The sequence below is a fragment of the Actinomadura sp. 7K534 genome (assembly GCF_004348575.1).
GTDB classification, from domain to species: domain Bacteria; phylum Actinomycetota; class Actinomycetes; order Streptosporangiales; family Streptosporangiaceae; genus Spirillospora; species Spirillospora livida.
The window spans coordinates 1-5,577 of the sequence record NZ_SMKB01000349.1; the positions used below are offsets into that span (position 1 = coordinate 1).

The 5,577-nt window shown below is 68.7% G+C and carries 3 protein-coding genes; all 3 read left to right on the forward strand.

The genetic code is table 11. The features are described from left to right. Nucleotides 1–350 precede the first annotated feature (350 nt). Nucleotides 351–2,561 (forward strand): chromosomal replication initiator protein DnaA, encoded by a 2,211-nt coding sequence (dnaA, locus tag E1266_RS35055; RefSeq protein ID WP_132054549.1) that lies wholly within the window; start codon nucleotides 351–353, stop codon nucleotides 2,559–2,561. A 674-nt stretch (nucleotides 2,562–3,235) separates the two neighbouring features. Beyond that, nucleotides 3,236–4,378 carry a DNA polymerase III subunit beta gene (gene dnaN / locus E1266_RS35060; protein WP_132054551.1) on the forward strand — a complete coding sequence of 381 codons (1,143 nt, stop codon included), beginning with the start codon at nucleotides 3,236–3,238 and terminating at the stop codon, nucleotides 4,376–4,378. A 276-nt stretch (nucleotides 4,379–4,654) separates the two neighbouring features. After that, nucleotides 4,655–5,575, forward strand: a complete 921-nt coding sequence (gnd, locus tag E1266_RS35065) for a phosphogluconate dehydrogenase (NAD(+)-dependent, decarboxylating) (protein WP_132054553.1) — start codon at nucleotides 4,655–4,657, stop codon at nucleotides 5,573–5,575. Nucleotides 5,576–5,577 lie beyond the last annotated feature (2 nt).

A 5,577-nucleotide genomic window follows, 5' to 3' on the forward strand; every position in this document is an offset into this window, starting at 1 on the left:
TTGCGGGTGTGGCCCGCAGCGGTTAGGGTCGTCCGGGCGAGCCGACGCTCCTTCGACGAACTCGACGATCTGATGTCGGTATCTTCCGCCCCGCGAACCCCCCGTTCAGAACCGCTCCCGTTCCGGTCTCCAGAGGCCGGACACTTCCCGACCCCGCGCGCAGGAACCCACCGTACGGGTTTTACACAGGGTGCCCTATGCCTATGCACAGCATGTGGACAACTCTGTGGACAACTCGTGAGAGAGTAAGGCTTCCGCGTCGCGGCCGTGCCCTGTGAGGCCGATCGCGCCCCGCGGGACAGACGGGCAGTCAGGTACTCCGACGAACGGAGGGGGAGGGGACCTTGCGCATGGACGGTCAGGATCTCGGATCAGTCTGGGCCCGCACCCTCACCGCACTGTCCGAGAGTGATCTGTCTCCCAGTTACCGCGCATGGCTGCCGATGGTCCGCCCGCTGGCGCTGGTGGAGGGGACGGCTCTGCTTGCCGCCCCGAACGAGTTCGCCAAGGACGCGCTGGAGACCCGGCTGCGCAACCTGATCACGCAGGCCCTGTCGCGTGAGCTGGGCAGGGAGATCCGTGTCGCGGTGACCGTCCAGCCGGAACCGCCCGTCGCCCCTGGTACCGCGCCTGGCGCAGGGCCTGGGACGGGCTCGCGGCCAGGGACAGGGGAGCCGCTTTCGGCGCCCATTCCTGGGGCCGGGGCCGGGCCCGGTATGCACGACGCCACACCTACTTACCCAGACCCCTATGGGGATCGGCCGCAGGACGACCGCGATCGGGATCGAGACCGGGATCGAGACCGGGATCGGTCTTACACGGACTCTGGTTACGGGGAGCAGCAGTACGGCGACCCGTCCTATACCGACCCGACGCGCGGTGATCCGTCGCGTGGCGAACGGTCCGACCGGTCCGAGCGCCCGTTTCCGGAGCGGTCGTTCGGCGAGCAGGGGTACCGGCCCCAGCCGGGGGCCGCTCCCGGCCAGGGATCGCCCGGAGGTTATCCACAGCCTGAGGATGACGACCGTGGGTCTTATCCGCCTGCGTCCCGTCCCCCCGCGTATGGCGGGGGGCCCGGTGGACGGGGTTCGGCCCCTTATGACGGGCGCGACGGGCGCGGCCCGCAGGGCTACCCGGGTTACGGGGACCAGGAGGGTTTCGGTGGCGAGCCTTCCGGTCGTCCACCGCGCTCGCATCTGAACGACCGCACCCTGGGGCCGCTGCGTCCAGGAGGCGGCCGTGCCGAGGAACAGGGTCACGAACCCCAGCACGGTGGGAACGAGCCACAGCGCGGCCGCGCCGAAGACACGTTTCAAGGGGGCGACCCGTCGTTCGGCGGCGGCGAGCAGCAGTACCCGGGCTCGGAGCAGTACGGCGGTGGTGGCGAGGCTCAGTACCGCGGTGAGGAGCCCTACCGGAGCGAGGGTCCCTTCCGGGACGAGGAGGGCTCCGAGTCCCGTGGGCCTGCGCCGGTGCCAGGCGGTGGGGGCGGCTCGTCCGGTTCGGGTGCCGTCGCGTCCGAGCACGCGCGCCTGAACCCCAAGTACACGTTCGAGACGTTCGTCATCGGGTCGTCGAACAGGTTCGCGCACGCCGCCGCGGTCGCGGTGGCCGAGCAGCCGGCCAAGGCGTACAACCCGCTGTTCGTCTACGGCGACTCCGGTCTCGGCAAGACGCACCTTCTCCACGCGATCGGGCATTACGCGCAGAGCCTCTTCAATGGGGCGCGCGTCCGCTATGTGAGTTCCGAGGAATTCACGAACGACTTCATCAACTCGATCCGCGACGGAAAGGCCGACGGGTTCCGCCGCCGGTACCGCGACGTCGACATCCTCCTTGTGGACGACATCCAGTTCCTTGAGGGCAAGGAGCAGACGCAGGAGGAGTTCTTCCACACGTTCAACACGCTGCACAACGCCAGCAAGCAGATCGTGATCTCCAGCGACCGGCCGCCCAAGGAGCTGGTGACGCTGGAGGACCGGCTGCGCAACCGGTTCGAGTGGGGCCTGACGACCGACGTCCAGCCGCCGGAGCTGGAGACGCGGATCGCGATCCTGCAGAAGAAGGCGCGCCAGGAGGGCCTGGCCGCGCCGCCGGACGTGCTGGAGTTCATCGCCTCGCAGATCGCGACGAACATCCGCGAGCTGGAGGGCGCGCTGATCCGGGTGACGGCGTTCGCGAGCCTGAACCGGCAGTCGGTGGACATGAAGCTCGCCGAGATCGTCCTCAAGGACCTCATCCCCAACGACTCCGGTCCCGAGATCACCGCGGCGATGATCATGGCGCAGACGGTCGAGTACTTCGGGACGACGATCGAGGACCTGTGCGGGCCGTCGCGCTCGCGGATGCTGGTCACCGCGCGGCAGATCGCGATGTACCTGTGCCGGGAGCTGACCGAGCTGTCCCTCCCCAAGATCGGGCAGCAGTTCGGCGGCCGCGACCACACGACGGTCATGCACGCCGAACGCAAGATCCGGTCGCTGATGGCCGAGCGCCGCGCCATATACAACCAGGTCACGGAGCTGACGGGGCGGATCAAGCACCAGGCCCGCAAGCGCTGACCGGCACCTTTTGCACACTGTGGACAGACCTGCACGACGCCTGTGGACGGGCTCCGGACGCCTCGTCCACACCCCGTTCGCCCAACGAAAGGGGCAAAAGGCGCGCATCCCCCGAGAAGCAAAGGCGCTACTCACAAGTTGTGGAAAACTCTGGGGATTTTCGTGGATAACCCGGTGGGCAACCCCTGGAGAACCTGAGGATGAACCGTGGACGGATGTGGACCGGCTGTGCACGAGCACCCGGCCACCTGGGGACAACCGGTGGACATCCCGTGGACATCCGGTGGACGACTTGGGGACGGACCTGGGGAGGACTCCGCTGACCACGCGTCCCGTGTACACAGGCCGTCGAAACCGTGGGCATACCCGTGGAGAACTCGTGGAAAACCGGGGGATGACTTGAGGACGACGTGTGGGGAAAGATTCGCCGTCCCCAGGCGCCGCCGCGCCGTCCACTCCCCATGCACAGGGCCGGTGGACAGAGAAACGCGCTCTGACCTGGGAAAACGGGGTCTGTCCACACTATCCACCGCCCCTATGACTGGTACTGCACTACTTCTCTATCCAAGAAAAGATCCATCTCAAATCAGGGCCTGGGGAGAACCTGTCCCGAGCGCCCGGGCCGAGGCAGGATCACCTCACCGTTGTCCGACACCTGCAGGAGGCGGGTCCCCTTGAAGTTCCGCATCGACAGAGACGCCCTTGCCGACGCCGTCGCGTGGACCGCGCGCACGCTCCCGGTCCGCCCCCCGGTGCCTGTCCTCGCCGGCATGCACATCGTCGCGGGGGGTGAGGAGAACAGCGACCGGCTGAAGCTGTCCGCGTTCGACTACGAGGTCTCCGCACAGGTGTCCACGGACATCGACGTAGAGGAGGCGGGAACGGCGCTCGTGTCCGGACGCCTTCTCGCAGAGATCTCCCGCAGCCTTCCTCCACACCCTGTGGAGGTGACGACCGACGGCGCGAAGGTGATGCTCCGCTGCGGCAGCGCGAAGTTCACACTCCTCACCATGCCTGTGGAGGACTACCCGACGCTGCCGGAGATGCCGCCGGCCGCGGGGTCCGTGGGCAGTGACGAGTTCGCCGCCGCCGTGTCCCAGGTCGCGATCGCCGCGGGCAAGGACGACACGATCCCCATGTTGACCGGCGTCCGTGTGGAGATCGAGGGCGAGACCGTCACGCTCGCGTCCACCGACCGCTACCGGCTGGCCGTGCGCGAGCTGCACTGGAAGCCGGAGCGTCCCGACTTCTCCGCCGTCGCGCTCGTCCCGGCCAGGACGCTCGCCGACACCGCCAAGTCGCTGACGGCGGGCGCGGAGGTGTCGATCGCGCTCGGCGGTGCGGGCGGCACCGGCGAAGGCATGATCGGCTTCGAGGGCGGCGGCCGCCGGACCACCTCCCGCCTCCTGGACGGCGACTTCGTCAAGTACCGGTCGCTGCTGCCGAGCGAGTACGCGGGCCTCGCCGAGATCCAGACCGCGCCGTTCATCGAGGCGGTCAAGCGCGTCTCGCTGGTGGCGGAGCGCAACACCCCCGTGCGGCTCTCGTTCAGCCAGGGCGAGGTCGTCCTGGAGGCCGGGACCGGCGACGAGGCTCAGGCCGTGGAGGCCCTGGAGGCGACGCTGGAGGGCGAGGACATCGACATCGCCTTCAACCCCGGGTTCCTCCTCGACGGGCTCTCAGCGATCGGCTCGGACGTGGCGAGGCTGTCCTTCACGACGCCGACGAAGCCGGCCGTCCTCACCGGGAAGCCGCCGCAGGACGGCGAGAACCCCAACTACCGCTACCTGATCATGCCCGTCCGGCTGTCCGGGTAGGGGCGAGGGTGTCGTCGAGGTAAGTCGCATATCACCCTTCTCGCCCTTCGCAGTGGCGGTCATGCGGTGAGAAGGATCGCCCCCGGGGCATGCACAGCTCTGGGCGCACCTGGGGACGACGTTCTTCGGGGTCGCCCCCGCGGCCGCGCACGCGTGAAGATCAGTAGGTGCGGTTGACGGCCGCGCGGTATCCGGCCGCGCGGCAGGGAACCGTGCGGTCCGGCATGCGCATGTGGACGCGCGTGCAGTTACGCACAGGAAGAGAGTGGGCTTTTCATGGAGCTTGGCATCATCGGCCTGGGCAAGATGGGCGGCAACATGGCCGAGCGGCTGCGCAGGGGCGGCCACACGGTCGTGGGTTACGACCACGATCCCGCCCTCAGCGACGTGGGCTCGGTCCAGGAGCTGGCCGAACGGCTGTCCCCGCCGCGCGCCGTGTGGGTGATGGTGCCTGCTGGGCAACCCACCACGGACACCATCCACAGCCTGGGGGAAACTCTTCAGCCTGGCGACGTCGTCATTGACGGCGGCAACACCCACTATGTGGACGACCAGAAGCACGGCGACGTGCTCGCCGCCAAGGGGATCGGGTTCGTGGACTGCGGCGTCAGCGGCGGCGTGTGGGGCCTGGAGAACGGCTACGCGCTCATGGTCGGTGGCGAGGACGACACGGTGAAGCGCCTCATGCCGATCTTCGAGACGCTCAAGCCCGCGGGGGAGTACGGCTTCGTCCACGCCGGGACGACCGGCGCCGGGCACTTCGTGAAGATGGTCCACAACGGCATCGAGTACGCGATGATGCAGGCGTTCGGCGAGGGCTTCGAGCTGATCGAGGCCAGCGGCATCGTGACCCGGGTGCCGGAGACGTTCCTGAGCTGGCAGGAGGGCACGGTCATCCGGTCCTGGCTGCTGGACCTGCTGAACCGGGCGCTCGCCGAGGACCCCGAACTCGACGACCTGCGCGGCTACGCCAACGACTCCGGCGAGGGCCGCTGGACGGTGCAGGCCGCCGTGGAGCACGCCGTCCCGCTGCCTGCCATCAGCGCCTCCCTGTTCGCGCGGTTCGCGTCCCGCCAGGAGGACTCCCCTGCCATGCGGGTGGTCGCGGCCCTCCGCCAGCAGTTCGGCGGGCACGCCACCGAAGCAGCAGACGACGGCGACTCCCCCGGCGCCGACGTCACCCCGCCCCCGGTGTGACC